The sequence below is a fragment of the Cribrihabitans neustonicus genome (assembly GCF_048820895.1).
GTDB lineage: Bacteria > Pseudomonadota > Alphaproteobacteria > Rhodobacterales > Rhodobacteraceae > Cribrihabitans_A > Cribrihabitans_A neustonicus.
Genome location: NZ_JBMERQ010000004.1, coordinates 196,629 through 223,422, shown reverse-complemented (window position 1 = coordinate 223,422; position 26,794 = coordinate 196,629). Strand labels below are relative to the sequence as shown.

The 26,794-nt window shown below is 67.3% G+C and carries 24 protein-coding genes and 2 pseudogenes; 20 read left to right on the top strand and 6 right to left on the bottom strand.

Going from position 1 to position 26,794, the window contains the following annotated elements:
- Positions 1–17: 17 nt before the first annotated feature.
- The gene (gene tldD, locus ACOHWE_RS12455; RefSeq protein WP_420666769.1) at positions 18–1,439 is read right to left on the bottom strand and encodes a metalloprotease TldD; all 1,422 of its coding nucleotides are present in this window, start codon (positions 1,437–1,439) and stop codon (positions 18–20) included.
- 193 nt (positions 1,440–1,632) lie between these two features.
- On the opposite strand from tldD, the gene coxB reads away from it, so the two are divergent.
- The 11 genes from coxB (at position 1,633) to ACOHWE_RS12400 (ending at position 12,146) form a co-directional block, all read left to right on the top strand.
- The gene (coxB, locus tag ACOHWE_RS12450) at positions 1,633–2,478 is read left to right on the top strand and encodes a cytochrome c oxidase subunit II (protein ID WP_420666767.1); all 846 of its coding nucleotides are present in this window, start codon (positions 1,633–1,635) and stop codon (positions 2,476–2,478) included.
- Positions 2,479–2,575: 97 nt separating this feature from the next.
- On the top strand, positions 2,576–3,517 hold the full coding sequence (gene cyoE / locus ACOHWE_RS12445) for a heme o synthase (protein WP_420666766.1): 942 nt from the start codon (positions 2,576–2,578) through the stop codon (positions 3,515–3,517).
- Position 3,518: 1 nt separating this feature from the next.
- Positions 3,519–3,707, top strand: coding sequence for a cytochrome C oxidase assembly protein (locus tag ACOHWE_RS12440; RefSeq protein WP_420666765.1), 189 nt, complete (start codon positions 3,519–3,521; stop codon positions 3,705–3,707).
- Positions 3,707–4,294: a cytochrome c oxidase assembly protein gene (locus ACOHWE_RS12435; RefSeq protein ID WP_420666763.1), complete on the top strand. Its 588-nt coding sequence runs from the start codon at positions 3,707–3,709 to the stop codon at positions 4,292–4,294. The genes ACOHWE_RS12440 and ACOHWE_RS12435 overlap by 1 nt, the downstream gene beginning before the upstream one ends.
- Before the next feature lie 22 nt (positions 4,295–4,316).
- On the top strand, positions 4,317–5,126 hold the full coding sequence (locus ACOHWE_RS12430; protein WP_420666761.1) for a cytochrome c oxidase subunit 3: 810 nt from the start codon (positions 4,317–4,319) through the stop codon (positions 5,124–5,126).
- A gap of 116 nt (positions 5,127–5,242) precedes the next feature.
- Positions 5,243–5,941 carry an SURF1 family protein gene (locus ACOHWE_RS12425; RefSeq protein ID WP_420666759.1) on the top strand — a complete coding sequence of 233 codons (699 nt, stop codon included), beginning with the start codon at positions 5,243–5,245 and terminating at the stop codon, positions 5,939–5,941.
- An 11-nt stretch (positions 5,942–5,952) separates the two neighbouring features.
- A complete protein-coding gene (gene thrC / locus ACOHWE_RS12420; protein WP_420666757.1) occupies positions 5,953–7,344 on the top strand; it encodes a threonine synthase in 1,392 nt (463 codons plus the stop codon).
- Positions 7,341–8,603 carry a M16 family metallopeptidase gene (locus tag ACOHWE_RS12415; RefSeq protein WP_420666756.1) on the top strand — a complete coding sequence of 421 codons (1,263 nt, stop codon included), beginning with the start codon at positions 7,341–7,343 and terminating at the stop codon, positions 8,601–8,603. The genes thrC and ACOHWE_RS12415 overlap by 4 nt, the downstream gene beginning before the upstream one ends.
- A complete protein-coding gene (locus ACOHWE_RS12410) occupies positions 8,603–9,187 on the top strand; it encodes a GNAT family N-acetyltransferase (RefSeq protein WP_420666754.1) in 585 nt (194 codons plus the stop codon). The genes ACOHWE_RS12415 and ACOHWE_RS12410 overlap by 1 nt, the downstream gene beginning before the upstream one ends.
- Positions 9,188–9,547: 360 nt before the next feature.
- Complete coding sequence (locus ACOHWE_RS12405) at positions 9,548–10,381, top strand: MBL fold metallo-hydrolase (RefSeq protein WP_420666753.1); 834 nt, start codon at positions 9,548–9,550, stop codon at positions 10,379–10,381.
- Positions 10,382–10,637: 256 nt separating this feature from the next.
- Complete coding sequence (locus tag ACOHWE_RS12400) at positions 10,638–12,146, top strand: FAD-binding oxidoreductase (RefSeq protein ID WP_420666751.1); 1,509 nt, start codon at positions 10,638–10,640, stop codon at positions 12,144–12,146.
- Between the two features lie 425 nt (positions 12,147–12,571).
- Here ACOHWE_RS12400 and ACOHWE_RS12395 read toward each other — a convergent pair whose 3' ends face one another.
- Both ACOHWE_RS12395 and ACOHWE_RS12390 read right to left on the bottom strand, forming a co-directional pair.
- Positions 12,572–13,111 carry an adenine phosphoribosyltransferase gene (locus ACOHWE_RS12395; protein WP_420666749.1) on the bottom strand — a complete coding sequence of 180 codons (540 nt, stop codon included), beginning with the start codon at positions 13,109–13,111 and terminating at the stop codon, positions 12,572–12,574.
- Between the two features lie 251 nt (positions 13,112–13,362).
- Positions 13,363–14,226, bottom strand: coding sequence for an S-methyl-5'-thioadenosine phosphorylase (locus ACOHWE_RS12390; RefSeq protein ID WP_420666796.1), 864 nt, complete (start codon positions 14,224–14,226; stop codon positions 13,363–13,365).
- Between the two features lie 342 nt (positions 14,227–14,568).
- Between ACOHWE_RS12390 and ACOHWE_RS12385 the strand changes: the two genes are divergently transcribed.
- Positions 14,569–16,179: a SulP family inorganic anion transporter gene (locus tag ACOHWE_RS12385; RefSeq protein ID WP_420666748.1), complete on the top strand. Its 1,611-nt coding sequence runs from the start codon at positions 14,569–14,571 to the stop codon at positions 16,177–16,179.
- A 291-nt stretch (positions 16,180–16,470) separates the two neighbouring features.
- Here the strand turns inward: ACOHWE_RS12385 and ACOHWE_RS12380 are convergent, their stop codons facing one another.
- Together ACOHWE_RS12380 and ACOHWE_RS12375 are read right to left on the bottom strand one after the other, a co-directional pair.
- Positions 16,471–17,112: a CatB-related O-acetyltransferase gene (locus ACOHWE_RS12380; protein WP_420666746.1), complete on the bottom strand. Its 642-nt coding sequence runs from the start codon at positions 17,110–17,112 to the stop codon at positions 16,471–16,473.
- An 8-nt stretch (positions 17,113–17,120) separates the two neighbouring features.
- The gene (locus ACOHWE_RS12375) at positions 17,121–17,726 is read right to left on the bottom strand and encodes a flavin reductase family protein (RefSeq protein ID WP_420666744.1); all 606 of its coding nucleotides are present in this window, start codon (positions 17,724–17,726) and stop codon (positions 17,121–17,123) included.
- Between the two features lie 96 nt (positions 17,727–17,822).
- Here ACOHWE_RS12375 and ACOHWE_RS12370 point away from each other — a divergent pair, with 96 nt between their 5' ends.
- From ACOHWE_RS12370 to ACOHWE_RS12355, 4 genes are all read left to right on the top strand, one after another.
- Positions 17,823–18,320, top strand: coding sequence for a GNAT family N-acetyltransferase (locus ACOHWE_RS12370; RefSeq protein ID WP_420666743.1), 498 nt, complete (start codon positions 17,823–17,825; stop codon positions 18,318–18,320).
- 82 nt (positions 18,321–18,402) lie between these two features.
- Positions 18,403–19,161 carry an EcsC family protein gene (locus tag ACOHWE_RS12365; protein ID WP_420666742.1) on the top strand — a complete coding sequence of 253 codons (759 nt, stop codon included), beginning with the start codon at positions 18,403–18,405 and terminating at the stop codon, positions 19,159–19,161.
- Between the two features lie 115 nt (positions 19,162–19,276).
- Positions 19,277–19,807 carry a DUF1178 family protein gene (locus ACOHWE_RS12360; protein ID WP_420666740.1) on the top strand — a complete coding sequence of 177 codons (531 nt, stop codon included), beginning with the start codon at positions 19,277–19,279 and terminating at the stop codon, positions 19,805–19,807.
- A gap of 14 nt (positions 19,808–19,821) precedes the next feature.
- Positions 19,822–20,463: an SDR family oxidoreductase gene (locus tag ACOHWE_RS12355; protein WP_420666738.1), complete on the top strand. Its 642-nt coding sequence runs from the start codon at positions 19,822–19,824 to the stop codon at positions 20,461–20,463.
- Positions 20,464–20,640: 177 nt separating this feature from the next.
- Here the strand turns inward: ACOHWE_RS12355 and ACOHWE_RS12350 are convergent, their stop codons facing one another.
- Entirely contained in the window at positions 20,641–22,440 is a 1,800-nt protein-coding gene (locus ACOHWE_RS12350) for a trypsin-like peptidase domain-containing protein (RefSeq protein WP_420666737.1), read from the bottom strand.
- A gap of 308 nt (positions 22,441–22,748) precedes the next feature.
- Between ACOHWE_RS12350 and ACOHWE_RS12345 the strand changes: the two genes are divergently transcribed.
- The 4 genes and pseudogenes from ACOHWE_RS12345 to ACOHWE_RS12330 form a co-directional block, all read left to right on the top strand.
- Positions 22,749–23,690: a glycine--tRNA ligase subunit alpha gene (locus tag ACOHWE_RS12345; RefSeq protein ID WP_420666735.1), complete on the top strand. Its 942-nt coding sequence runs from the start codon at positions 22,749–22,751 to the stop codon at positions 23,688–23,690.
- A gap of 16 nt (positions 23,691–23,706) precedes the next feature.
- Positions 23,707–24,240 carry a DUF6446 family protein gene (locus ACOHWE_RS12340; RefSeq protein ID WP_420666734.1) on the top strand — a complete coding sequence of 178 codons (534 nt, stop codon included), beginning with the start codon at positions 23,707–23,709 and terminating at the stop codon, positions 24,238–24,240.
- 74 nt (positions 24,241–24,314) lie between these two features.
- Positions 24,315–25,826, top strand: a pseudogene (gene glyS, locus ACOHWE_RS12335) (glycine--tRNA ligase subunit beta); the annotation flags it as partial.
- Positions 25,827–26,246: 420 nt separating this feature from the next.
- Positions 26,247–26,771: pseudogene (locus ACOHWE_RS12330) on the top strand (DALR anticodon-binding domain-containing protein); the annotation flags it as partial.
- Positions 26,772–26,794: the final 23 nt, after the last annotated feature.

The window sequence follows — 26,794 nt, the reverse complement described above, 5'->3', positions numbered from 1 at the left end:
TACAAATAAGGGGTGCCTCAGGCAGCCGAGCCGCCCACCGTCAGCCCGTCCATCAGCACCGAGGGCTGGCCGACGCCCACCGGCACCCATTGCCCCGCCTTGCCGCAATTGCCCATACCCGGGTCCAGCGCCATGTCGTTGCCAAGCCCGCGAATCTGCTTCAGGGCGGTGGCGCCGTCGCCGATCAGCGTCGCGCCCTTGACCGGCGCGCCCACCTTGCCGTCCTTCACCCTGTAAGCCTCGGTGCAGGAGAACACGAACTTGCCGTTGGTGATGTCGACCTGGCCGCCGCCAAATCCCACCGCCCAGATGCCATCCCTGATCTGCGCCACCAGATCGCCCGGGTCGGCATCCCCGCCCAGCATGTAAGTGTTGGTCATCCGCGGCATCGGCGCATGGGCGTAGCTCTGCCGCCGCCCGTTGCCGGTTGGGGTAACCCCCATCAGCCGGGCGTTCTGGCGGTCCTGCATGTAGCCCACCAGCACGCCGTCCTCGATCAGCGTGGTCTTCTGGCTCGGTGTGCCCTCGTCATCCACGGTGATCGAGCCGCGGCGGTCGGGGATGGTGCCGTCATCCAGCACAGTGACGCCCTTGGCGGCAATCTGCTGGCCCATCAGCCCGGCAAAGGCAGAAGAGCCCTTGCGGTTGAAATCGCCCTCCAGCCCGTGGCCGATGGCCTCGTGCAGCAGGATGCCGGGCCAGCCGGGGCCCAGCACCACTTCCATCTCGCCCGCGGGCGCCGGTTCCGCTTCCAGGTTCACCAGCGCGATGCGCAGCGCTTCCTTGACCTGCGCCTGCCAGTTGGCCGGGTCGATCAGCCCGTCCAGCCCAAGGCGCCCGCCGCCGCCCGCCGACCCGCTCTCGCGCCGCCCGTCCTGCTCGGCGATGACCGAGACGTTCAATCGCGCCATCGGGCGGATGTCACTCACGCGAACGCCATCAGCGCGCAGGATCTCCACTTCCTGCAAGGAAGCCGCAAGCGAGGCCGAGACTTGCACTACGCGCCTGTCCAGCCCGCGGGCAAATGCGTCGATCTCACGCAGTGTTTCCACTTTCACGGGGAAGGGCAGGGCGCTGATCGGGTCGGCGTCGGTATAAAGCTTCGTATTGGTGGGCTGCGGCGGCGCGGCATAGGTGCCGCCGCCGTCGCCGACTGCCAGCCGCGCGGTCTCCGACGCGCGCCGGAGGGCTGCGATGGAGACATCGGTGGAATGCGCGTACCCCGCCACATCGCCGTTGACCGCGCGCAGGCCAAAACCTTCGGAAGCGTCATAGCTGGCGCTGCGCAGCCGCCCGTCATCAAAGACCAGCGCCTCGGACTTGCGCCGCTCGGCGAAGATCTCGCCATCCTCCGCCCCATCCAGCGCGGCCCGCAGCAGCGGCAGCGCCTCGTCTTCCGGCAGCACAGTTTCGAAGGGGCGGAAGGCAGGGTTTTCCATGGTGCAGAGCTCCGGTTTTTTTGATCTGAGCCAAGAAAGCGACGGTTTGACGCTTGCCTGCCTCTTTATCTGTACGGAGGAATATGATTTTAAGCGCCCTCAAAGACAACGGGGCTATTGCGTTTTGCGGAATCATTGATTCCCCGCCGCGCGGTGCCGCAGTAACAATGCGATCAACCGATCAGGACAAGATATGAAGAACGCTTTGATGCTTTCGGGCCTGTTTGCCGGCCTGTCCAGCCTTCCCGCCATGGCGCAGGAAAGCCTTGAGATTATTGGCGCGCCCACGGACGGCGAAATGGGTTTTCAGCCGGCGGCGACCTCGCTGGCCGAAGGGCTTCAGCGGCTCGACTACATGATTCTGGTGATCATCACCGCAATCTGCATCTTTGTTGCCGGCCTGCTGCTGTACGCCATCGTGCGCTACAACCGCCGCGCCAACCCGACGCCGGCCAAGTACAGCCATTATACCCCGATCGAGATCGCCTGGACCGTGATCCCGATCCTGATCCTGGTGTTCATCGGCTCCTTCTCCCTGCCGCAGCTGTTTGCGCAGCAGGAAATCCCGGAAGGCGATATCAACATCAAGGTGACCGGCTACCAATGGTACTGGGGCTATGAGTACACCGACCACGAGTTCGGCTTCGAAAGCTTCCTGCTGCCCAAAGACAAGCTGGAAGAGAACGGCTACTCTCAGGACGAATACCTGCTGGCCACCGACACCGCCGTCGTCGTGCCCTCGGGCAAGACCGTGGTGATGCAGGTGACCGCGGCCGACGTGATCCATTCCTGGACCATCCCGGCGTTCGGCGTGAAGCAGGACGGCGTCCCGGGCCGTCTGGCGGAACTGTGGTTCCGGGTCGAAGAGGGCAAGGAAGGCATCTACTTCGGCCAGTGCTCCGAGCTGTGCGGCAAGGATCACGCCTACATGCCGATCACCGTGAAGGTGGTGACCCAGGCAGAATACGACGCCTGGCTGCAGGGCGCGATCGAGGAATACGCGGGCATCCCGCAGTCTTACCAGGTCGCCTCGAACTAAGACCGGCCGTGCCCGTGCCGTCTTGGCCCGGGCCAACTGCCCATGAATCTGAGGGTGCGCAGCTGCTGCGCACCCGGCTGCCGCTAAAGGGATCGAGATGAGCGACGCAAGCATCAACGCGAGCCAAGTGAGTGAAAACGAGGCCGGCTTCGGCGATTACTTCGCCCTGCTGAAGCCGCGTGTCATGTCGCTGGTCGTGTTCACCGCGCTTGTCGGCCTGCTGGCCGCACCGGTGAGCGTGCATCCGGTGATCGGCTTTGCCGCGATCCTGTTCATCGCCATCGGCGGCGGCGCCTCCGGCGCGCTCAACATGTGGTGGGACGCCGACATCGACCGGGTGATGAAGCGCACTAAATCGCGCCCGATTCCGGCCGGCAAGGTAGAGCCGGGCGAGGCGATGGTGCTGGGTCTCGCGCTCTCGGGCCTGTCGGTGATCATGCTGGCGCTGGCCGCCAACGTCTTTGCAGGTGCGTTTCTGGCCTTCACCATTTTCTTCTACGTGGTGGTCTACACAATGTGGCTGAAGCGGGCGACGCCGCAGAACATCGTGATCGGCGGCGCCGCGGGCGCCTTCCCGCCGGTGATCGGCTGGGTTGCCGCCACCGGCTCGATGGCGGTGGAGCCCTGGCTGATGTTCGCGCTTACCTTCATGTGGACGCCGCCGCATTTCTGGGCGCTGGCGCTGTTCATGCGCTCGGACTACGACGACGCGGGCGTGCCGATGCTGACCGTGACCCACGGCCGCCGCTCCACCCGCGTGCATATCCTGGTCTATACCGTGCTGCTGGCGCTGCTGGCGGTGGGCACCGCGTTTTCCGGCATCGGGGGCCCGGTCTACCTGGCCGTGGCGGTGGTGCTGAACGCGCTGTTCCTGCAGGGCGCCGTGAAGATCTGGCGCCGCAACGAGGACGACAGCGAAGCCGACAACTTCAAGGTGGAGCGCAATTTCTTCAAGCTGTCGCTGCTCTACCTGTTCCTGCACTTCGGCGCGATCCTGGCCGAAGCGCTGCTGAAGCCCTACGGGCTTGGGGGGTGGTAAGATGGCTTTGCGCAAGGACCATGACCTGCACAAGCGCCGCTTCGGCCGCAACATGGGCGTGGGCGTGCTGCTCGCTGCCTTCGTTGTGCTGATCCTGGCCCTGACCATGGTCAAGGTCACGTCGAGCGGCTTCAGTTTCCCCGGCAAAGGCGACGGCAGCGGCAGCGAAACCCGGACGGAGCAGAACTGATGGCATTCAATGCACCGCAGAAGACCGCCGCAAAGCTGGCAGGCGTCGTCGTGCTGATGGGCGGCCTCGCCTGGGCCTCGGTCCCTCTTTACGACTGGTTCTGCCGGGTAACCGGCTTCGGCGGCGTCACCGGCGTGGCCGAGCAGGGTTCGGACACGATCCTGGAGCAGACCATCAAGATCCGCTTCGACGCCTCCAAGGAGCGCGGCATGCCCTGGGAGTTCAAGCCGGTGCAGCGCGAGATGGAAGTGCGCATCGGCGAGACCGGGCTGGCCTTTTACGAGGCCTACAACCCCACCGACCGCGTGGTGGCCGGGACGGCGTCCTACAACGTGACGCCCTACCAGGCCGGCGGGTTCTTCGAGAAAATTGCCTGCTTCTGCTTCGGGGAGCAGGTGCTGCAGCCGGGCGAGCGGGTGCAGATGCCCGTGACCTTCTTTGTCGATCCGGAAATCGTCGACGACCGGGACGCCAAATATGTGCACACGATCACTCTGTCGTACACGTTTTACGAAACCGATCTGCCCGAGGGTGTTGCCGCCCTCGACGCCGGCGCGGATGCCGGCGCAGATCCAACCACGAACTAGGCCGCTAGGTAGGGACACTTAAATGGCGCACGCAAAAAATCACGATTATCACATTCTGCCGCCGTCGATCTGGCCGCTGGCCGCTTCGGCAGGCACTTTTGTCATGCTGCTGGGCGCGGTGCTCTGGATGAAGGGCATGACCGCCTGGCCGTTCTGGATCGGCTTTGTCGCAGTGCTCTACGCGGCCTTTGCCTGGTGGTCCGAAGTGGTCGCCGAAAGCCGCCAGGGCGACCACACGCCTGTCGTGCGCATCGGCCTGCGCTACGGCTTCATTCTCTTCGTGATGTCCGAGGTGATGTTCTTCTTCGCCTGGTTCTGGTCGTTCTTCAAACACGCCATGTACCCGATGGAGACCTACACCGGCAGCGAGTACATCCCGCCGGAAATCTACGCGGTCGATCCCTTCCACCTGCCGCTGATCAACACGCTGATCCTGCTGCTGTCCGGCTGTGCCGTCACCTGGGCGCACCACGCGCTGGTGCACAACAACGACCGCAAGTCGCTGATCCAGGGCCTGGCCATCGGTATCGCGCTTGGCGTCGCCTTCACCTTCCTGCAGGGCTATGAGTACGCCCACCTTCTGCACGAGGGCTGGAAGTTCGGCGAGGACGAGTTCTACTCGAACTTCTTCATGGCCACCGGCTTCCACGGCTTCCACGTCATCATCGGCACCATCTTCCTGACCGTCTGCCTGATCCGCGCGATGAAGGGCGATTTCACCCCCGAGCAGCACGTCGGCTTCGAAGCCGCCGCCTGGTACTGGCACTTCGTCGACGTGGTCTGGCTGTTCCTGTTCTTCGCCGTCTACATCTGGGGCACCTCCGGCCTGTAAGGGGCGGTTTGTACCGGGTACATGTTTGCGGTTGAATATCGGCGGACATGACGTATCACACGGGGCGCGCAGGCAAGGGCTTGCGCGCCCCAGTTCTTTCTAGCGGAGCGGCCCGGATGCGGCGTGTCATCTTCCTTCTGGTCATCGGCGGCCTGGGCCTGGCGGCGCTCCTTGGCCTCGGCGGCTGGCAGCTCCAGCGCAAGGCCTGGAAGGAAGGCATCCTCGCCACCATCGAGGCGCGCATTGCCGCCGAACCCGCCGCGGGCCTGCCCGCCGCGCTGGACCCGGAAGCGGACAAGTACACTCCGGTGCGGCTGACCGGCCAGATCGGGGAGGAGGAACTGCATGTGCTGATCTCCTTCAAGGAGGATGGCGCGGGCTACCGGGTGATCTCCCCGTTCACGCTCGAGGACGGCCGCCGCATCCTGCTGGACCGCGGCTTCATCCCGGCCGCCGCCAAGGACGCCGCCCGCCGCGCGGGCCCCGCCACGGTGGAAGCCAATCTGCACTGGCCGGACGAGACCGACAGCTACACGCCGGCGCCGGACGTGGACGGCAACATCTGGTACGCCCGCGACGCTGCCCGCATGGCTGCGGAACTGGGGACAGAGCCGGTGATGGCGGTACTGCGCAGCGCGCCGCAGTGGCAGGACGCCGCCGTGCCGGCAGGGCAGGGCGCTCCGCGTCCGGTGCCGGTCAGCACCGCCGCCATCCCCAATGACCACTTGCAATATGCGATCACCTGGTTTTCGCTGGCCTTCATCTGGGCCGCGATGACCCTCTATTTCCTGCGGCGCAGCCGCACCCAATCTTGAGAGCTGAGGCGATGAAATACATCTCGACCCGGGGCCAGGCGCCCGAGCTGACCTTCGAAGACGCCATGCTGACGGGGCTGGCCCGCGACGGCGGCCTCTACGTGCCGGCCGAAATCCCGCAGATGTCCCATGACGATATCGCCGCACTGGCCGGGCTCTCCTACGAGGAAACCGCGTTCCGGGTGATGCGCCCCTTCCTCGGCGACTGCTTCACCGATGACGAATTCCGCGGCATCATCGCCAAGGCCTACGCCCCCTTCGGCCACGCCGCCCGTGCCCCGCTGAAGCAGCTGGCGCCCAACCACTTCCTGCTGGAGCTGTTCCACGGGCCGACGCTCGCCTTCAAGGACTTCGCGATGCAGCTCATCGGCCATCTGTTCCAGGCCGCGCTCAAGCGGCGCGGCGAGCGGGTGACCATCGCGGGCGCCACCTCGGGAGACACCGGTTCCGCCGCGATCGAGGCCTTCCGCGGGCTCGATGCGGTCGACGTCTTCATCCTCTTCCCGCATGGCCGCGTTTCCGAGGTGCAGCGCCGCCAGATGACCACGCCCGAAGACGCCAACGTCCACGCGCTCGCCGTCGATGGCGATTTCGACGATTGCCAGGCCGCGGTGAAGGACATGTTCAACGACTTCGCCTTCCGCGACGAGGTGAAGCTCGCGGGCGTGAACTCGATCAACTTCGCCCGCGTGCTGGCGCAGGTGGTCTACTACTTCTCCGCCGCCGTCAGCCTCGGCGCGCCCGCCCGCAAGGTCAGCTTCACCGTGCCCACCGGCAACTTCGGCGACATCTTTGCTGGCTACATCGCCAAGCGCATGGGCCTGCCGATCGAGCAGCTGGTGGTCGCCACCAACCAGAACGACATCCTGCACCGCTGCCTCTCCGGGCAGGGCTACTTCAAGGGCGAAACCATCCCCTCGATCTCGCCCTCGATGGACATTCAGGTGTCCTCGAACTTCGAACGCGCCCTGTTCTACGCCTATGGCGAGGACGGCAGCGCGGTGGCCCAGTTGATGGACGAGCTGAAATCCGGCGGCGGCTTCAATGTCTCGCAGGGCGCTATGGAAGCCCTGCGCGAGACCTACGCCTCCGGCCGCGCCTCGGAAGAAGAAACGCTTGCCACCATCAAATCCGAGGTCGAAGCCTCGGGCGAGCTTCTGTGCCCGCATGGCGCCGTCGGCGTGAAGGTCGCGAATGAGCACCGCCATGCGGACGTCCCGATGGTGACGCTCGCCACCGCGCACCCCGCGAAATTCCCCGCCGCGGTCGAAGACGCCAGCGGCATCCATCCGCCCCTTCCCCCGCGCATGTCTGATCTGTATGAGAAGCCGGAACGGGTGACCCGGATCGCCAACGACCTGGCCGCCCTCGAGGATCACATCAGAAAGCACATCGCGCATTGACAGTACAGCAGCACACTCTCGCCAACGGCTTCCGCATCGTCTCCGAGCACATGCCGGGGCTGGAATCGGCCGCCATCGGGATCTGGGTCACCGCCGGCGGCCGCCACGAGCGGATCGAGCAGAACGGCATCGCCCATTTCCTGGAGCACATGGCGTTCAAGGGCACGAAAACCCGCACGGCACTCGAGATCGCCGAGGCGATCGAGGACGTGGGCGGCTACATCAACGCCTATACCAGCCGCGAGGTCACGGCCTATTACGCGCGGGTGCTGAAGGACGACGTGGCGCTGGCGCTCGACGTGATCGGCGACATCCTGTTGAACCCGGTCTTCGACGGCCGCGAGATCGAGGTCGAACGCGGCGTGATCCTGCAGGAGATCGGCCAGGCGCTCGACACCCCGGATGACGTGATCTTCGACTGGCTGCAGGAGGAATGCTACCGCGATCAGCCGCTCGGCCGCACCATCCTCGGCCCCGCGGAGCGCGTCAGAAGCTTCTCCCGCGAGGATCTCGAGGGCTTCGTCAAGCAGCACTACGGCCCCGGCCAGATGATCCTGTCGGCGGCCGGCGCGGTCGATCACGACGAACTGGTGAAACTGGCAGAGCGGATGTTCGGCCATCTTGAGCCGCGCCCCGGCAGCGATGCCGAAGGCGCCCGCTTCACAGGCGGCGAGGCGCGCCGCGACAAGGACCTCGAACAGGCTCATTTCGCGCTCGCCTTCGAAGGCCCGGGCTACCGGGACGATGCGGTCTACACCGCGCAGATCTACGCGGGCGCCCTTGGCGGCGGCATGTCCTCGCGGCTGTTCCAGGAGGTGCGCGAGAAGCGCGGCCTCTGCTACACGATCTTTGCCCAGGCAGGGTCTTATGCCGATACCGGCTCGGTAACGATCTATGCCGGCACCTCGGGCGAACAGCTCGGCGAGCTCGCGGGAATCACCATCGACGAGATGAAGCGCGCTGCCGGGGACATGAGTGCCGCGGAAGTTGAGCGCGCCCGCGCGCAGATGAAGGCGGGGATGCTGATGGGTCTGGAAAGCCCCTCCAACCGGGCCGAGCGGCTGGCGCGGCTGGTGCAGATCTGGGGCAAGGTGCCCGAGCTCGAGCAGACCATCGCCCGGATCGACGCGGTGAGCCTCAGGGACGTGCGCGAAATGGCCGAAGCCATGGCCGCGAGCTCCCCGGCGGCACTGGCGCTTTACGGCCCGCTTGCCAAGGCGCCCTCGCTTGCCGCTCTGCAGGAGAGGCGCACCGCCTGATGCTGCTCAGCCGTCCGAAGGTCGCCATTGAAACCGAACGCCTGACCCTCAGGCCGCCGGTGCATGGCGACTTTCACGCCTGGGCGGGCCTGCGGCTCAACAGCCAGGCGTATCTGACGCCCTGGGAGCCCGGCTGGGCCGCCGACCACCTCAGCCGCAAGTCCTTTACCAACCGCGTTTACTGGGCACGCCGCTCGGTGACCTCGGGCACGGCGCTGCCACTGTTTCTGATCCGGCGCGAGGATCAGGTGCTGGTCGGGGCAATCACCCTCGACAACATCCGCCGCGGCCCGGCACAGGCGGGCACGCTCGGCTACTGGACCGGGCAGCCCTACGCCCGACATGGCTACATGCGCGAGGCGATCGGCGCAGTGGTGCACCACGCTTTCACCAAGCTGGACCTCAGCCGGATCGAGGCCGCCTGCCTGCCGGAAAATTCCGCTTCGCGCGGTCTGCTGGAGAAATCCGGCTTTAAATACGAGGGTGTCGCGCAGAGCTATCTTCAGATCAACGGCCGCTGGCGCACCCACGTGCTCTACGCCGCGCTGCGCCACGACCGCCGCGGCCGCACCCAGGCAGGGTAGGGCAGCAGCGGCCTGCCGGGCCCGGCGGGCCCCGCATCCGCAGCGGCATCGTCCTTAATCATCCTTGTCCCGACACGCGGGTTTCCCGCGGTCAGCCCAACTTCATCGCCAGCAAGCAGGGAACCGGCCGGTCACCGTATTGGTCTGCTTCCGCTCAGGAAGAATTGGGCCTCAGGCCTGTGTTCCCCAGTGCGGGATTAGGCCTGAGGCCGCGGCGCACCCCAAGGCGGTTTGCGCCTTTGCCCCGTCAGGCAGGATGCAGCCTGCCGCCGTGCCGCCCTGCGGGCGCAGGGAAGCCTTCCCGTCCCGGCCCTCAGGCCTTTCACGTGACAGCGGGCCTTGGCGCCCTAAAACTCCTGCATGCGCCATTTCCTCTCTGCCCTCGCTCTTCTCGCCGCCGGCCTCCTCTTCACCGCCGCCGCCGCACAGGAGCGCCGCGCGAGCCATTGCATCGCCCTGGCTGGCAGCGCACCGGGGCTGCAATACCTCCGTCCCGCAAGCTGGCAGGAGCCCGTCGGCGCACACCATCTGCGCATACGCTATCTCGGCCATGCCTCTTTCCTGCTGCAGACCGAGGACGGGCTGAACATCGTCACCGACTACACCGGCTTCATCGGCACCGCGCCGGTGATCCCCGATGTGGTCACCATGAACCACGCCCATGAGACCCACTGGACGGCGCATCCCGACCCGGCAATCCCGCACGTTCTGCGCGGCTGGGGGCCGTTCGGCGAGGGGATCGAGCACCACCTCGACCTCGGCAGCGTGCTGATCCGCAATGTCTCCACCGATATCCGCTCCCGCTACGGCGGGGTGGAGCCCCTGGGCAACTCGATCTTCGTTTTCGAGGCCGCGGGGCTCTGCATCGGCCACCTCGGCCACTTGCACCACGTGCCGACGCCCGCGCAATACGCAGCCCTCGGGCGCATGGACGTGGTGATGGCGGCGGTGGATGGCGGCACCACGCTGCCGCTCGACCAGATGATGGAGGTGCTGGCCCGGCTGCGCGCCTCGGTGGTGATCCCGATGCACTGGTTCGGAGACTATACGCTGCAGCGATTCCTCAGCGAGGCGGGCGAAGTCTTTCCGGTGGTGAATGAGGGCGCCTCGGACCTGGAGATTTCTCTGCGCAGCCTGCCCGAGCGGCCGCAGATCGTGGTGCTGCGGCCCCGGTACCTCACTGCGGAGGAGTGAGGCGTCCTGTCCGGTTCTTCCCGGCGACCGCGGCGCGGCAGCTTGATTGCTGTCTCTAGCCCAAGCCTAGCCCCGCCACTTGCTGCCGTCTGCCATCCGGCAAAAGGCCCTTGGCCGGCCAGCCCTTAGCGAATGCCCCGGCGCATGCCGCCGGGTCCGGGACCGGACCAGGCCCGCATGTGCTGTCCGGTCTCCGCAGTTCTCGGCCTCAGGCCAGCCCCTTGCCAGCCGCACCGCTTTTGGCCATGGATAACCCATGACCCGCAGCCCGAAACCCTCCGCCCTCGCGAACCGCTCCGGCGCACCGGAGCCCGCAGCCCCGGCCTCCGCCCGCTCCGCCGCCCCGCCGCCGCTGAACCCGGCCGGCCCGGAGTTTGCTGCCCGCTTCTCCGGGCGCCTGCCCGAGGGCGTCCTGCGCCAGCCCGAGCCGCGCTTCCTGGAAGAGCCGCGCGGCCGCTACCGCGGCCAGGCCGGGCTCGTGGCGCTGCCGCAGACGGTGGAGCAGGCGGCACTGATCCTGCGCGAAGCCAATGCCGCGCTGGTGCCGGTGGTGCCTTACGGCGGCGGCACCGGGCTCGTCGGCGGCCAGGTGATGCCGGACGGCCCGGCGCCGCTGGTGCTGGGGCTCGAACGCATGGCGGCGATCCGCGCCGTGCACGCGCAGGAGAACGTGCTGATCGCCGAGGCCGGCGCCATCCTCGCCGATGTGCAGGCCGCCGCGGAAGCCGCAGACCGGCTGTTCCCGCTCTCGCTGGCGGCCGAGGGCTCGGCCCGGATCGGCGGCAACCTCGCGACCAACGCGGGCGGGGTGGGCGTGCTGCGCTACGGCAACGCCCGCGATCTCTGCCTCGGGCTGGAGGCGGTGCTGCCCACGGGCGATATCTGGCACGGGCTGACCCGGCTGAGAAAGGACAACACCGGCTATGACCTCAGAAACCTGCTGATCGGGTCCGAAGGCACGCTGGGGGTGATCACGGCTGCGGCGCTGAAACTCGCGCCGGTGCCGGCAGCGCAGGGCACGGCTCTGCTCGCCGTGCGCGATCCCGCAGCGGCGTTGGAGCTGCTGGCGCGCGCCCGCGATCAGCTGGGCGAGGCGGTGAGCGCCTTCGAGCTCATGCACCGCCAGGGGCTCGAGTTCCTGGCCGAGACTTTGCCGCAGGTGCGCCAGCCCTTCGCCGTAGCGCCGGAATGGTGCGTTCTGGTGGAACTGGGACTGCCGCGCGGCCTCGACCCAGAGGCGGCGCTGGCAGCGCTGTTCGAGGCGGGCGAGGCGGCGGGCCTGGTCTCGGACGGGGTGATCGCGCAATCCGGCGCCCAGCGGCAGGAGCTCTGGACGGTGCGCGAGCACATCCCGCTGGCCAACAAGGCGATCGGATCCGTGTCGAGCCACGACATCTCGCTGCCGCTGTCGGAAATCCCCGCCTTCATAGAGTCCGGCCCAAAGGCAGTGGCAGAAGTGGGAGATTTCCGCATCAACTGCTTCGGCCACCTCGGCGACGGCAACCTGCATTACAACGTCTTCCCGCCCAAGGGGCAGCGGCGTGCCGCCTGCGACCACCTGCGCGGCGCGGTGAAGCAAGCGGTGCATGACCTGGTGCGGGACTTCGGCGGCTCCTTCAGCGCCGAGCACGGGGTGGGGCGGCTCAAGACCGGCGACCTGGAGCGCTATGGCGACCCGGCGCGCCTGGCCGCGATGCGGGCGATCAAGCGGGCTCTCGACCCCAACGGGATCATGAACCCGGGCGTCATCCTGCCGCGCGGCTGATCATGCCGCGGTAAAGCGCATCTTGCCGTCCCCTGGACCTAACCAATGGGCGTAATCCGGAAGGAGTACCAAAGCCCCTGAGCGGCCAAATTTGATCCGAAGCAGTTAATCCAGAAGTGAAGTGTACTGCCCTGAATGGGTACAAAGCCTCGCCAGGGCAATATTCCTAATCCACCCGGCGTAACTCAAAGGGGCAGGGAGTAACTCCGTTCTTTACCTGTCCGGGCTGCGCCGGGCCGCCTGGCGGCATTGGGCCGGGCGCCGCGCGCACCCGCGGACCGCTTTTGCAGCTGCCTTAGGCGTGTGGAGGGCCTCGTCAAAGCGGGGCCGGCTTCTGCGCAGGCACAGGCACAGGCGCAGATCCGGCGGGCGCGCCCCGCCGGCGATTGAACTGGAAATGGCCGTAGAACGGTCAGCCGCGGGGCTCAGAGCCCCTCGAACTCGCAAAGCACATGAACATCCATGCCCATGTCCTCCAGAAGCTTGCGGCCGCCAAGTTCCGGCAGGTCAACGATGAAGGCGCAGGAGACGATCTCACCGCCGAGCCGCTGGATCAGCTTGATGCCCGCGCCCGCGGTGCCGCCGGTGGCCAGCAGGTCGTCGACCACCAGCACCTTCTCGCCCTTCTGGATCGCGTCGTCGTGGATCTCCACGATCGCCTCGCCGTATTCCAGCTTGTACTCCTGGCTGATGGTGGTGCCGGGCAGCTTGCCCTTCTTGCGGATCGGCACGAAGCCGACGCTGAGCTGATGGGCAATCGCACCGCCGAGGATGAAGCCGCGTGCCTCAAGCCCGACCACCTTGTCGATCTGCTCGCCCGCATAGGGGTGCAGCATCTGGTCGATCGCCATGCGGAAGCCGCGCGGATCGGCAAACAGCGTGGTCACGTCGCGGAACATGATGCCTTCGTGCGGGAAGTCGACGATGGTGCGGATGTAGTCCTTGACGGCGGATTTCTTCGGCATGGCGGGGCTCCTTGCGGCGGAACGGTGGACAGAAGCGGCCCCTCGGGCCGGACCCCGCGGGTTTGGCCGAAGCGGCGCGTGCTTGCAAGGGGGAAGGGGCGGCTGCGGGGCGCGCGGCCGTGATTTGCCCGGCGGCGCGGACCCGCGGCAGCTGCTCAAACCATGCGAATACCCCGCACTCTCGCGGGCCAAGGCCGCTCAGCCGCCGCGGCCCGCCGCTGGCGCGGCGGGGCGGCCGCTTCGGGCCGGGCTCAGCCCAGAACCCGGCCCGCCACCGCGTCGAGCCTGGCCAGAACGGCCGGGTCGCGTTTTTCCGGTGCGGTCATCAGCGCGTATTCCAGCGCCCGGTCGCAGCCATGCGGGCAGGGTGCGCGCTCCTTGCCCAGCAGGGACGGCAGGCGGCGCACCAGCGCGCGGGCGTTGTCGGAGTTGCCCTTGAGCGTCGCAATGATCGAGGTGATGTCCACAGCGCCGTGATCCGGGTGCCAGCTATCGTAATCGGTGACCATGGCGATCGAGGCATAGCAGAGCTCGGCCTCGCGGGCGAGCTTGGCTTCGGGCATGTTGGTCATGCCGATCACGTCGCAGCCCCATTGCTCGCGGTACATCTTCGACTCCGCCACCGAGGAGAACTGCGGCCCCTCCATGCACAGGTAGGTGCCGCCGCGGTGCACGGTGATGCCCGCGTCCTTCGCTGCCGTCTCGGCCGCATCGCTGAGGCGTTCGCAGGTCGGATGCGCGACGCTCACATGAGCCACGCAGCCGGTGCCGAAGAAGCTTTTGCTGCGGGCGAAGGTGCGGTCGATGAACTGGTCGACGATGACGAAATCGCCCGGCGCCATCTCCTCGCGGAACGAGCCGCAGGCGGAAACCGAGAATACGTCCGTCACCCCCAGCCGCTTCAGCGCGTCGATATTGGCGCGGTAAGGCACCTCGGAGGGCGAATGCACGTGGCCGCGGCCGTGGCGCGGCAGGAAGGCCATCTTCACGCCCTCCAGCGTGCCGGTGAGGATCTGGTCCGAAGGCGCCCCCCAGGGCGTCTCCACCGCCAGCCACTCGGCGCCTTCCAGCCCGTCGATCTCGTAAATGCCCGAGCCGCCGATGACGGCAATCATGGTCTCCTGGGTCACGCGTCCTGCTCCTGTCTGGTGCTGATGTTCCGGTTTGTGCCTTTGAAAGCGCGCTTTGACAAGCGCGCTGCCTCCGGCGGGAGTATTTGGGGAAAGATGAAGGGCCGCGACCACCGCAGCCTTGGCTGCTGTCCTTTGAAGGGAAGGGCAGCGGTGCTGCCCGGATGTTTCGCGCGCGAAACAATGCGGCAGCAGGGCTGACCTGTGCCGCAGGGGCGGGCACGGGCCGTACCGCGCGGGGTTTCGGGCCCCTGCGGCTTGCCCCTTCGGGGCATTTCCGCTAGGGGCGGGGCAGCGAACACTCCCCTTCGAGCACAGGTACACCCCATGAGACGCGCCGCAATGGCCCTGCTGGCCAAGCAGATATCCCCGCCCAACCTTTCCATCATGCAGGACGAGGGTTTCAGCCTGTCGCGCCTGCGCATCGAGCTTCTGTCCGGCCTTACCGTGGCGCTGGCGCTGGTGCCGGAGGCGGTGGCCTTTGCATTCGTCGCCGGTGTGCACCCGCTGGTCGGTCTGTACGCGGCCTTTCTCGTCGGTCTGATCACCGCGGTGTTCGGCGGCCGGCCCGGGATGATCTCGGGCGCGACCGGCGCGCTTGCGGTGGTGATGGTTGCGCTGGTGGCGCAGCACGGGGTCGAGTACCTCTTTGCCACCGTGGTTCTGATGGGCATCCTGCAGGTGATCGCGGGGGTGATGCACTGGGGCAAGTTCATCCGCCTGGTGCCGCACCCGGTGATGCTGGGGTTCGTGAACGGCCTTGCCATCGTGATTTTCCTTGCTCAGCTCACCCAGTTCAAGCTGCCGGGCTCGGGCGGGACGGAGTGGCTGCAGGGCACCCCGCTTTATCTGATGCTGGGGCTGGTGGCGCTCACCATGCTGATCATCTGGGGCATGCCCAAGATCACCAGCATCATCCCGGCGCCCCTTGCAGGCATCGGCATCGTCGCGATCCTGGTGATCGCGCTGGGGCTCGATGTGCCGCGCGTCGGCGACATGGCCTCGATCGAAGGCGGCTTGCCGTCCTTCCACATCCCGATGGTGCCGCTCAATTGGGAAACCTTTGAGATCATCCTGCCCTACGCGGTGATCCTTGCTGCCATCGGCCTGATTGAGAGCCTCCTGACCCTGAACCTGGTGGGTGAGATCACCAACAAGCGCGGCGGGGCGTCGCAGGAGTGCATCGCACAGGGTGCTGCCAACGTGGTCACTGGTTTCTTCGGCGGCATGGGGGGCTGCGCGATGATCGGGCAGTCGATGATCAACGTGAAATCGGGCGGGCGGACCCGGATTGCGGGCATCGCCGCAGCGCTGTTCCTCCTGCTGTTCATCGTCGTCGCCTCGCCGCTGATCGAGCAGATCCCGCTCGCGGCGCTGGTCGGCGTGATGTTCATGGTGGTGATCGGCACCTTCGCGTGGAACTCGCTCAAGATCATGACCAAGGTGCCGCCGATGGATGCCTTTGTGATCGTTCTCGTGACTGTGGTCACAGTGATGACCGACCTCGCGATTGCGGTGGTCGTGGGCGTCATCGTCTCGGCGCTGGCCTATGCCTGGAACAACGCCCGCCGCATCCGCGCCACCACGCGCGAGTCGGCGACCGACAAGGGCGCCAAGGTTTACGAGATCGAAGGCCCGCTGTTCTTCGGTTCCACCGACGGCTTCATCGAGCTGTTCGACGTGGCAGGCGACCCCAAGCGGGTGATCGTCGACTTCGCCCGCAGCCGGGTGGTGGACCAGTCGGCGCTGCAGGCGATCGAGACGCTGGCGGCCAAGTATGAAGACGCAGGCAAGGTGCTCGTGCTGCGCCACCTGAGCCGCGACTGTCATCAGCTTCTGGCCAAGGCAGGCCACCTGATGATCGACAGCGACGATGACCCGGAATACGGCGTCGCGGTGGATTACACGGTGAGGACCGGGATCCTCGGCGGGCACTGAGCCGGGAGGAGGAGATAAGGAAACCCGCGGATCTGGCAATCCGCGGGTTTTTTCACATTTGGGCGGCGGACCGGTTTGGATTGATGCCGTTTGTTCCCTTGCGCTGGACAAGGCCGGTGGCCGCCGCACATCGCCGGCGCGTCCCACGCGCCAGCGGCTTGGCAGAGGCTGGGCGGCCCCCCCCCCCCCGAAATCACATGCGAACCTGGCGGGAATAAATTGCCGGTCTCGCACCGGTGGATCGCCTCCGCGCGCGCCGCATTCGCGCGGCTTGGCACTCCGGGGCAGGGCTCAGTCCGGAGCGAGGGTTTCCAGCATGTCCAGATCACCGGACAGCAGCGCCGGTTCGGCGCGGGCGATCAGCTCGGGCGGCCAGTCCCACCAATTCAAGGCCAGCAGGCGCGCGATCTGCGGCTTGGAAAAGCGGTAGCTGTGCACCGTGCCCGGATTGCCGGTGACGATCGCATAGGGCGGCACCGTGCCGCGCACCGCGGCGCCTGCGCCGATGATCGCGCCGTCGCCGATCCGCGCGCCGGGCAGGATCAGCGCGCCATAGCCGATCCAGACGTCGTTCCCCACCACGGTGTCGCGGGTGTCGGGCTGGAACCCTCCCATCTGCGCCGGGTCGAACACCGGGAAGGGATAGCAGCTCAAGCCCTCCTGCGCGTGGTTGGCCGAGGCGGTGATGAAGCGCGCCCCATGCGCGATCTGGCAGAAGCGGCCGATCACCAGCCGCTCGCGCGCACCGGGGAAGAGATAGGGCGCAAGGTGCTGCGCCCAGTCCTGCGGCGGGTCGAAATCCGAGGCGTAGCTGTAGGCGCCCGCCTGGATGTTCGGATGGTCCAGCACTTCGGAGAGCATCACGGTGCCCGCGTGCGGTGTGCCGTCCGGGAGGATCACCGGGTGCTTGAGGGAGGGATCGGGCAGCGGCATCGCGGGCCTCAGTCGCCGGGGCGGGCGAGGGAGAACAGGTCGCGCACCACCGAGTAGTCGCGGTAGCCAAGACGCGCCAGCGGCTGGAAGCTGGTGACGTCGAACTGGCCGTCCCTCAGGCACTCGTCACGCATGTGCACGCCGGTGACTTCGCCAAAGACGACGCGGTTGGCCTCGCCCGGCAGGGTCACGATCTCGGTCAGGCGGCATTCCAGTGCTGCCGGGGCGGCGGCAACGCGGGCGCAGGGGATGGTCTCGCACTCCACCGGCTCGAGACCCGCGTGCAAAAATTCGTCCGTCTCCTTCGGCAGCGGGCCGGAAGTGGCATTCATCGCATCGCGCAGGGCGTAGGAGACCACGTTCACACAGAAAACGCCGGTTTCCTCGATGTTGGCGACGCTGTCCTTGGTGCCGGGCTGGTCCGGCTTGGCGCTGGTGGAGGCGAACATCACCTGCGGCGGGGTGTAGGCCACCGCGTTGAAGAAGGAATAGGGCGCGAGGTTGTTGATGCCCGCGGCCGAGCGGGTCGAGATCCAGCCGATCGGGCGCGGCGTCACGATGGCGTTGAACGGGTTGTGCGGCAGGCCGTGGCCGTCCTCGGGGCGGTAGAACATCTGCGTCTCCGTCTGTTTGTCATATGTTTGCCCAAGGCTTACGCGCGTGCTAGGGCGAATGCCAGCCTGCAGGGGATATTGCGGAGACGGGGCAGCGTGATCGAATTGACAGCGGAACAGCCGGAAGACCGGTGGGAGGTCGAGGCGCTTTACGACCTGTGCTTTGCCCCTGGCCGCGAGGCCTTGTCCTCCTACCGCCTGCGCGAAGGCGTGCCGCCGGTCGCGGGCCTCAGCCAAGTGGCGCGCGACAGCGACGGCATCCTCGCGGCCGCGATCCGATTCTGGCCGGTGCTCGCGGGCGGGGTTCCTGCGCTGCTCCTCGGGCCGGTTGCGGTGCACCCCACCCGCCAGGGCGAGGGGCTGGGCGGCTCCCTGATTCGCGACAGCCTCGCGAAGGCGGCGGAGACCGGCTGGGCGCGGGTCCTCCTCGTGGGCGATGCGCCCTATTACCGCCGTTTCGGCTTCATCCGGCTCGAGGGCGTGGAGATGCCGCCGCCGACCAACCCGGACCGGGTGCTGGGACTCGAGCTTGCGGCGGGCGCCTGGGCGGGCGTGGCCGGGCCGGTCACACGCTGGGAAGGCGCATCCCTCTGATATCTCTCCTTCGGGACCCGCCGCGCTCTTGAAAAGCCGCCCCGGCCTGCCAATTTGCTGAGAACGGAATAGGAGGCGGCAATTGACGGATATCCTGCCCGAGACACGCGTGCTGACGGCTCAGGAAGTGGAGGCGGAGCTTGACGCCCTGGCGCAGCGCTACCGCGCCGCCGGCGGCAGGGGCGTGGCGCTGCTGAACCGGCTTGGCAGCAGTGGTGAGACGCTGCTGGAGCGGCTGCCTGCGCCGGTGCGTGCGGGCCTCACCGAGGCCACCGCGGCGGGGCTGCGGCTGGCGCTCGAGGGTGCCGGGCAGTCCCGCCGCCTGGTGCCGGATCAGGACCCTGCGCTCGACCGGCTGGTGAGCGCCGCGATGGGGGCGGCGGGCGGCGCTGCGGGCCTGCCCGGCGCGCTGGTCGAGCTGCCGGCTACTACCGCTTTTCTGCTGCGCGGCATCCAGGGCGCGGCAGCGGCCGAGGGCTTCGATCCGGAGGCCGAGAGCGTGAAGTTCGACTGCATCCAGGTGTTCTCCGCCGCAGGCCCCCTCGGGAATGACGATGGCGCCGACCTCGGCTTTGCCGCACTCAGGCTGAGCCTTCCGGGCAGCATCCACAAGCTGATCGCCCAGGTGGCGCCGCGGCTCGGCGTGGTGCTGGGCCAGAAGCTCGCAGCCCAAGCGGTGCCGGTGGCGGGCGCCTTTGCAGGCGCCGCGGTGAATTATGTCTTCTCGGGCTATTACCGGGAGATGGCGCATGTGCACTTCAGACTGCGCCGGCTCGCGGTGGAAGCCGATGCCGCGCCGGAGGAGCTGGTGCGGAAACTGCGCGCGCGGCTGCCCGGCTGAGCGGCTTGCGGCATTTGCGGCGCAGATCAGGGCAAGCCGGGCACAGCGCGCGCGCGGGGCCTTGCACTCGGCGGCCCGGCGTATTTAATCGCCTGCAGTTGCTGGAAGGGATGTGATGATACACTACAGCCTCAGATGCGCCGAAGGCCACAGCTTCGACAGCTGGTTCCAATCGGCCGCGGCTTTCGACAAGCTGGCGGCAGCGGGGATGGTGGCCTGTGCGGTCTGCGGCAGCAGCAATGTCGAAAAGGCACTGATGGCCCCGCGCGTGCGCCCGGCCCGCAGCGCTGCGAAGGGCGGGGGGGAAGCGGCTGCTCAGCCGCAAACCGCGAAAACCTCCGGCCAGCCCGGACATCAGGTTCCCGCGGTCCAGGCGGCCCGCGGCGGAGAGACTCCGGGCCGCGGCCTGCTGAGCCAGCCCTCCGGAGCGCTGGAAAAGGCCATCGCCGAGCTGCGCAGCAAGGTGGAGGCCAATTCAGATTACGTGGGCAAGGATTTCGCCGCCGAGGCGCGCGCGATGCACTTGGGCGAGGTGCCGGAACGCCCGATCCACGGCGAGGCCCGCCCGGACGAAGCCCGCGCCCTGATCGAGGAGGGCGTGCCGGTTCTGCCGCTGCCCTTCCGGCCCGGCCGCAAGAGCAACTGAGAGGTGCGCCAGGCATGCATGTGGTCGTGACAGGATCCAGCCGCGGCATCGGCAAGGAACTGGCAAAGCAGCTCGCCGCGGCGGGGCACGAGGTCACCGGGACTTCGCGCGACCATTCCTCGGGCGTGCGGCTGGACGTGACCGATCCGGGCCAGCAGGCGCGCTTCGCCGCGCAGCTGAAGGGACGGCCGGTGGACCTCCTCGTCTGCAACGCCGGGGTCTATCTCGACAAGGCGATGGCGCTGGAGGACTACACCGCCGAGGTCTGGGCCAAGACGCTTGCGGCCAATGTGACCGGTGTGTTCCTGACCGTGCAGGCGCTGCTGCCGAACCTGCGGCTGGCAGAGGCGCCGCGGATCGCGATCATCTCTTCGCAAATGGCGAGCCAGGTGCGGGCGCAAGGCGGCAGCTACGCCTACCGCGCCTCCAAGGCGGCGGCGCTCAATATCGGGCGCAACCTGGCCACGGATCTCAAGCCTGAAGGTATCGCAGTGGGCATTTACCATCCCGGCTGGGTGCGTACCGGCATGGGCGGCGATGAGGGCGAGATTTCGGTGGCGGAATCGGCGGCCGGGCTGATGCACGAGTTCGAGATGCTGTGCCTCGATACCACCGGCTGCTTCCATACATGGGACGGGCGCATTCACTCGTTCTGAGCGGCTGTGCCAGCCACCGGTCTCCGGAATTCTCCAGAGGAAACTTCCTCCGCCGCGGGCGGGCTCCCGCGCCCGCGCATGCCCGGCGGCGCCGGGCCTGCTGGCGGATTTGGGCCGCGCGCCGCGCAAGCGCGGCGCGGGCACATTTGGCGGCGTGTCCCGTGAGCTTCGGCGGGGTCAGTCCCAGCAGCTCACCAGCACAGTCATGCCGGTGGCGTGGCGCAGCATCGCCTCGCTGGGCAGGTCTGCCTGGCCGGTGGCCTCGGCCGGAGCGATCCCGGCTTCGGAGAGCGCCGCCCTCAGCGCCGCGGCATCGGTGGCGAAATGCACCTCTTCGGGCAGCTGGCGGCTGCCCTCGGGCCGGGGCAGCAGCATGCCCACTACCGCGCCCGTGCCGTCCAGCACCGGGCCGCCGGCATCGCCGGGCTGGGCCGGCAGCGTGAGGCGGGAGCGGTTCGCGCCGCCATCCAGGCCTTCGAGGCCGGCCACTTCGCCCCAGGTCAGGCTCGGCGCGCCCAGGATGCCCTCGTAGGAGAAGCCGGCCACCGCGATCCGCGACTGCAGACGCGGCGCGTCCGCGCCGAACCCGGCCACCGCGGGCGGCGCCAGCGGCTCGGCCGGGCGCAGGACGGCAATGCCTGCGTCGGCACTGTCGAAGGCAACCTTGGCTTCGTAACCGTGGTCCAGCGTCACCCGCGAACACCCCGTCACCGCGTCCGAAGCGGTCAGCACGCTGCCGTTCTCGTCCACATAGAACCCCGAGCGCGACAACCGCGGCTTGCGCACTTCCAGCCCCGCGACCAGGTCAATGTCCTGGGTGGTCTCAGAGCCGGTGCCAGGGTCCAGCACGCCGCCGAGCCGGGTGAAGCTGTCCTGCATCGCGGCGAGCACCCGGGTGCGGCGGTCCTCGTCACCGGCGGGCCAGACCAGGGTGAAGCCCTTGATCTCGCCGCCCTCGAGCCGCGCCTCGGTGTAGGAGACGATCTGATCGTTGCGCCCTTCGATGGTGAAACTCTGGGAGCCGCGCTGGCGCGGGCCGTCGAGCGGCACGATCCGCAGCGACTGCATGATGTCATAAAGCCCATGCAGCGTGCGCTGGCTGCCGGGCTGGCTGATCAGCAGCACCTGCGCGCCGAGATCGCCGCTGCTGGTGTAATGGGCGAAGGGCGACTCGTAGCGGTCGAAGGCGACTTCACCGGCCGGGATCTGGAGTGCGATGCCCGCCTTCAGATCCTCGACGCGGGTCATGCCCACCGAATTGAGCGGCTCGTTGTATTCCGCCATCAGCGCTTCACGCTGGGCGGTGGTGAGAATGCCGGTGGGTTCATAGCCGCGGGCCGCCTGCCAGCCGCTCATCGAGGCGCGGGTGCCGCGGCCGAAGGCGCCGTCGATGGCGGCGTCGTAGAAGCCTGAGGCCTTCAGCGCGACCTGCAGCTGCATGCGCTCCTCGCGGCTGAGACGGGCTTCGCTGCGCCGCGCCTCTGCCGGGCTTTCATCGGGCAGCGTGCTGAGCGCGGTTTCCACCCCGGATTCGTCCGCGGCAGGCTGCTGCGGCGCGGGCGGCTCCGGCTGCGGCTCGGCGGCGGCTTGCGGTGCGGGCTCCGGGCTCGTGCTGCTGCCCGCGGCCACCGGGTAGAACTGGCCGCGCAGGTTGCGCGAAAAGGCGATGAAGCTATCGCGCGGGATCTGGTTCTCGGCGCGGTAGACCTGCAGCACCCGCTCGGCATCGCTGCGCGTGTAGGGTCCGATCAGCACTCCGTACCAGCCGCCACCGAGCGCGAAACCAGCGACGTCCGGCAGTTTGGCCGCGAACTTGCGCGCCTCGGCCTCGGCTGCGCGCAGAGTGGGGCGTGCGGCGATCTGGATCCAGACCCCGTCACGGCTGCTCTGCGCCGCGGCGGGAGAGGAAATGGCCAGCGCGGCCCCCATCGCCAGCGCGATCAGCGGCAGCAGCAGGGCGGTAAACAGTTTTTTCATTAAAGGACCTCACTCCCGGACAGCTCTTGTGGTTGCGGCGCGAGGTTAATCATGTTGCGGCGGGGAAGGAAACGCCCTTCGCCACACCACGCAGGGGGAATTTTGCGGTTGCGGCGCCTGCGCCGCAGGGGCACGCGCCGCTGCCCGCGCAGTGCTTTCCGCCGCGCTCCCGGCCGCTCCCCGCGCAGAGGGCGTTGACCCTGCCCGGAGCCTTGCATAGGAAGATGCCCGCATGTGCTGCCGGTGCATGCAGGCCCGGAGGCCATCCGCCGCCGAGCCGGTAAACGCTGCCCCAAGAGGGATGAGAGATGACCCAGACCAATGGCGCGCCGCGCTCCTTCCAAGAGATTATCCTGAGGCTCCAGAGCTATTGGGCATCCAAGGGCTGTGCAGTGATGCAGCCCTACGACATGGAAGTCGGGGCGGGCACCTTCCATCCCGCAACCACCCTGAGGGCACTCGGCAGCAAGCCCTGGGCCGCGGCCTACGTCCAGCCCTCGCGCCGCCCGACCGACGGGCGTTACGGCGAGAACCCGAACCGGCTGCAGCACTATTACCAGTACCAGGTGCTGATCAAACCCTCCCCGCCCAACCTGCAGGAGCTGTACCTCGGCTCGCTGGAGGCCATCGGCATCGACATGGCGCTGCACGACATCCGCTTTGTCGAGGACGACTGGGAAAGCCCGACGCTGGGCGCCTGGGGCTTGGGCTGGGAAGTCTGGTGCGACGGCATGGAAGTCAGCCAGTTCACCTATTTCCAGCAGGTCGGCGGCCATGACTGCCACCCTGTGTCAGGGGAACTCACCTACGGGCTGGAGCGCCTCGCGATGTATGTGCTGGGCGTCGACCACGTGATGGAGATGCCGTTCAACGACCCGGACGCGCCGATCCCGCTCTCCTATGGCGATGTCTTCAAGCAGACCGAGGAAGAATACGCCCGCTGGAACTTCGACGTGGCCAACACCGAGGTGCTCTTGCGCCACTTCGAGGAAGCCGAGGCCGAATGCGCCCTGATCCTGGCGCAGGAGCATGAAGACCCGAAGACCGGCAAGCGCATCGTCATGGCGCATCCGGCGTATGATCAGTGCATCAAGGCAAGCCACATCTTCAACCTGCTGGATGCCCGCGGGGTGATCTCGGTCACTGAACGCCAGGCCTATATCGGCCGTGTCCGCGCGCTGGCCAAGCAATGCGCCGATGCCTTCGTGCAAACGGACGCAGGCGGCCAGGCCGCCGCGGCAGGCGCCTGAGCGGGGGAGAGGCGGCATGGGCAAGTTTCTCGCGCTCGTCCTGGTGCTCTCCGGCCTCGCGGCCGGGGCGGCGATGTATTACCTGCAGGTCTACGGTTACTACGAGGACGTGGCGGCCCAGCCCGGCCAGGACGTGCGTCTGGTTCCGCTTGACGGCGGCGACCCGCAGCCCATCGCTTACACCAACTTCGAAGCAATCGACGCGGGCAGCTCTCCGATCCGCTACCGCGCCTGTTTCGAGACCGCGCTGAAGCCCGACCAGCTCTCCCAGGTCTTCACCCTCTCGGACCAGGTGGAGCCGCGCAACGCGCCGGGCTGGTTCGGCTGTTTCGACGCCGCCGCCATCGGAGCCCAGCTCGCCGACGGCTCCGCCACTGCGTTCCTTTCGGAAAAGAACATCTCCTATGGCGTCGACCGCATCGCCGCCATCACCGACGACGGCCGCGGCTATGTCTGGCACGAGCTGAACAACTGCGGCAAGAAAGCCTATGACGGCACCGTGGTGGGCGAGGAATGCCCGCCCCGCCCGGATGCAGGCGAGGGCGGCTGACGCCCGCGCCCGCTGCCACCTGTCACGAACTCCCGCCGCGCCCGCTGTGCGCGGCCCCCGCTTGAGGACCCCCGATGCCCGATCTGCTGATTGAACTCTTCTCCGAGGAAATTCCCGCCCGCATGCAGGCGCGCGCGGCCGACGACCTGAAGAAACGCATCACCGGCGGCCTGGTGGAGGCGGGGCTGACCTATGCCGGCGCCCACGCGCTGGCAGGCCCGCGGCGGCTGACGCTGGCGGTCGAGGGCCTCCTGGCCGAAAGCCCCACCATCCGCGAGGAGCGCAAGGGCCCCAAGGTGGGCGCGCCCGACAAGGCCATCGAAGGCTTCCTGCGCGGCGCAGGGCTCAGCCGAGAGCAGCTCGAGGAGCGCGAGACGCCGAAGGGCGCGGTCTATTTCGCGCTGATCGAGAAGCCGGGCCGCCCGGCCGCGGAAATCATCGCCGAAGTGCTCGAGGACACCATCCGCAACTTCCCCTGGCCCAAGTCGATGCGCTGGGGCGCGGGCTCCCTGCGCTGGGTGCGGCCGCTGCACTCGATCCTCTGCATACTCTCGGACGAGAACGGCGCTTCGGTTGTGGACATGGAAGTGGACGGCATCAAGGCGGGCAACAGCACCCGCGGCCACCGCTTCATGGCGCCGGAGGAGATCACCGTCACCGGTTTTGACGACTACGCCGCGAAACTGAAGCGCGCCAACGTTCTCTTGGACCCGGCCGAGCGCCAGGCCGCGATCTGGCAGGAGGCCACCAACCAGGCCTTCGCCAGCGGGCTGGAAGTGGTCGAGGACAAGGGCCTCCTGGCCGAGGTCGCGGGGCTTGCGGAATGGCCGGTGGTGCTGATGGGCACCATCGACGCCGAGTTCCTGGAACTGCCGCCGGAGGTGCTGCAGACCTCGATGAAGGAGCACCAGAAGTTCTTCTCGGTCAAGAACCCCAAGACCGGCCGCATCGAGGGCTTCATCACCGTCGCCAACCGCGAAACCGCGGACAATGGCGCGACGATCCTCGCGGGCAACCAGAAGGTGCTGAGCGCGCGTCTGGCCGATGCCAAGTTCTTCTGGGAGAACGACCTGCGCACCGCGACGTCCGGCACCGGCATGACGGCCTGGGTCGCGCACCTCGGCAACGTGACCTTCCACAACAAGCTCGGCACCCAGGGCGAACGCATCGCCCGCATCGCCGCATTGGCCCGCGAGATCGCGCCCGTCGTCGGCGCCGATGCCGATCTGGCGGAGCAGGCCGCGAAGGTCGCGAAGGCCGATCTGTCGTCGGAGATGGTCTATGAATTCCCCGAGCTGCAGGGCCTGATGGGCCGCTACTACGCCGAGGCTGCGGGCCTGCCGCAGGAGGTTGCCAACGCCTGCGAACAGCACTATTCGCCGCTCGGGCCGAGCGACGACGTGCCGTCGGAAAAGGTCTCAGTTGCCGTCGCGCTCGCCGACAAGCTCGACACGCTGACCGGCTTCTGGGCCATCGATGAAAAGCCCACCGGCTCCAAGGACCCCTTCGCCCTGCGCCGCGCCGCCCTGGGGGTGATCCGGCTGGTGCTGGAGAATGATGTGCGAGTTGGGCTCACCAAATTGTTTGAGAATTCTATATTCCGGCTGTTTGATAATCACGATTATTCGCGGTGGAACGCATTTCATAGTGCGATTTCAGGGTTTGGCGACATCGAGTTTCAAGAAGGGGTCGCAACTGGGCTTTTGAACGATAACTTTCTTTTGGGTTACTCGGAAAACCGAGGCGACGATGTCCGCCCTTACCTGCATGACCTATTAGCTGCCGTGAAACGAGCCTCTAGTGGTTCGATGTCCCGTGAAGAGGTCGAAAGGCTGGGAAGTTCTTTTGCGACTAGGGCTAATGAGCATTTTCATGCGCTAGCTGACCTCTGGATGGTTCACGATCTAGAGAAGAGCCACCCAATAGAAGAGGAGAGAAACCCGGAGGAGAAAAAAGAGAGAGAGAAGACAAAAGAGAGGGTCTTGTCGCATTACCGTCTGCTCGCTTCCGACCTCCTCGCCTTCTTCCACGACCGCCTGAAGGTCTTCCTGCGCGACCAGGGCATCCGCCACGACGTGATCGACGCCTGCGTCGCGATGCCGGGCAGCGACGACCTCACCCTCCTGGTGAAACGCGCCCGCGCGCTGGAGGACTTCCTGAAGACCGAGGACGGCGAAAACCTCCTGCTGGGCTTCAAGCGCGCCAACAACATCCTCACCCAGGCAGAGGAGAAGGACGGCGTGGAATACTCCTTCGGCGCCGACCGCAAGTTTGCCGAGGACCCGACTGAGACCGCACTGTTCGACGCGCTGGAAACTGGCAAGGGAGCGATCTCTTCCGCCATCGAGGCGGAAGATTTCGCGGCCGCCATGGGCGGCATGGCAGCGCTGCGGGGCCCGCTCGATGCCTTTTTCGAGGCGGTGCAGGTGAACTCCGACAACGCGGTGCTGCGCCGCAACCGGCTGAACCTGCTGAGCCAGATCCGCCAGACCTGCGCCCAGGCCGCCGACCTCACCCGGGTCGAGGGCTAAGGCGGCCCTGCGCCTCTTTCTGA

Excerpts from the sequence above, each read along its gene's own strand:
- tldD (WP_420666769.1), bottom strand. The coding sequence starts at position 1,439 with ATGGAAAACCCTGCCTTCCGCCCCTTCGAAACTGTGCTGCCGGAAGAC.
- coxB (WP_420666767.1), top strand. The coding sequence starts at position 1,633 with ATGAAGAACGCTTTGATGCTTTCGGGCCTGTTTGCCGGCCTGTCCAGC.
- cyoE (WP_420666766.1), top strand. The coding sequence starts at position 2,576 with ATGAGCGACGCAAGCATCAACGCGAGCCAAGTGAGTGAAAACGAGGCC.
- ACOHWE_RS12440 (WP_420666765.1), top strand. The coding sequence starts at position 3,519 with ATGGCTTTGCGCAAGGACCATGACCTGCACAAGCGCCGCTTCGGCCGC.
- ACOHWE_RS12435 (WP_420666763.1), top strand. The coding sequence starts at position 3,707 with ATGGCATTCAATGCACCGCAGAAGACCGCCGCAAAGCTGGCAGGCGTC.
- ACOHWE_RS12430 (WP_420666761.1), top strand. The coding sequence starts at position 4,317 with ATGGCGCACGCAAAAAATCACGATTATCACATTCTGCCGCCGTCGATC.
- ACOHWE_RS12425 (WP_420666759.1), top strand. The coding sequence starts at position 5,243 with ATGCGGCGTGTCATCTTCCTTCTGGTCATCGGCGGCCTGGGCCTGGCG.
- thrC (WP_420666757.1), top strand. The coding sequence starts at position 5,953 with ATGAAATACATCTCGACCCGGGGCCAGGCGCCCGAGCTGACCTTCGAA.
- ACOHWE_RS12410 (WP_420666754.1), top strand. The coding sequence starts at position 8,603 with ATGCTGCTCAGCCGTCCGAAGGTCGCCATTGAAACCGAACGCCTGACC.
- ACOHWE_RS12405 (WP_420666753.1), top strand. The coding sequence starts at position 9,548 with ATGCGCCATTTCCTCTCTGCCCTCGCTCTTCTCGCCGCCGGCCTCCTC.
- ACOHWE_RS12400 (WP_420666751.1), top strand. The coding sequence starts at position 10,638 with ATGACCCGCAGCCCGAAACCCTCCGCCCTCGCGAACCGCTCCGGCGCA.
- ACOHWE_RS12395 (WP_420666749.1), bottom strand. The coding sequence starts at position 13,111 with ATGCCGAAGAAATCCGCCGTCAAGGACTACATCCGCACCATCGTCGAC.
- ACOHWE_RS12390 (WP_420666796.1), bottom strand. The coding sequence starts at position 14,226 with ATGATTGCCGTCATCGGCGGCTCGGGCATTTACGAGATCGACGGGCTG.
- ACOHWE_RS12385 (WP_420666748.1), top strand. The coding sequence starts at position 14,569 with ATGAGACGCGCCGCAATGGCCCTGCTGGCCAAGCAGATATCCCCGCCC.
- ACOHWE_RS12380 (WP_420666746.1), bottom strand. The coding sequence starts at position 17,112 with ATGCCGCTGCCCGATCCCTCCCTCAAGCACCCGGTGATCCTCCCGGAC.
- ACOHWE_RS12375 (WP_420666744.1), bottom strand. The coding sequence starts at position 17,726 with ATGTTCTACCGCCCCGAGGACGGCCACGGCCTGCCGCACAACCCGTTC.
- ACOHWE_RS12360 (WP_420666740.1), top strand. The coding sequence starts at position 19,277 with ATGATACACTACAGCCTCAGATGCGCCGAAGGCCACAGCTTCGACAGC.
- ACOHWE_RS12355 (WP_420666738.1), top strand. The coding sequence starts at position 19,822 with ATGCATGTGGTCGTGACAGGATCCAGCCGCGGCATCGGCAAGGAACTG.
- ACOHWE_RS12350 (WP_420666737.1), bottom strand. The coding sequence starts at position 22,440 with ATGAAAAAACTGTTTACCGCCCTGCTGCTGCCGCTGATCGCGCTGGCG.
- ACOHWE_RS12345 (WP_420666735.1), top strand. The coding sequence starts at position 22,749 with ATGACCCAGACCAATGGCGCGCCGCGCTCCTTCCAAGAGATTATCCTG.
- ACOHWE_RS12340 (WP_420666734.1), top strand. The coding sequence starts at position 23,707 with ATGGGCAAGTTTCTCGCGCTCGTCCTGGTGCTCTCCGGCCTCGCGGCC.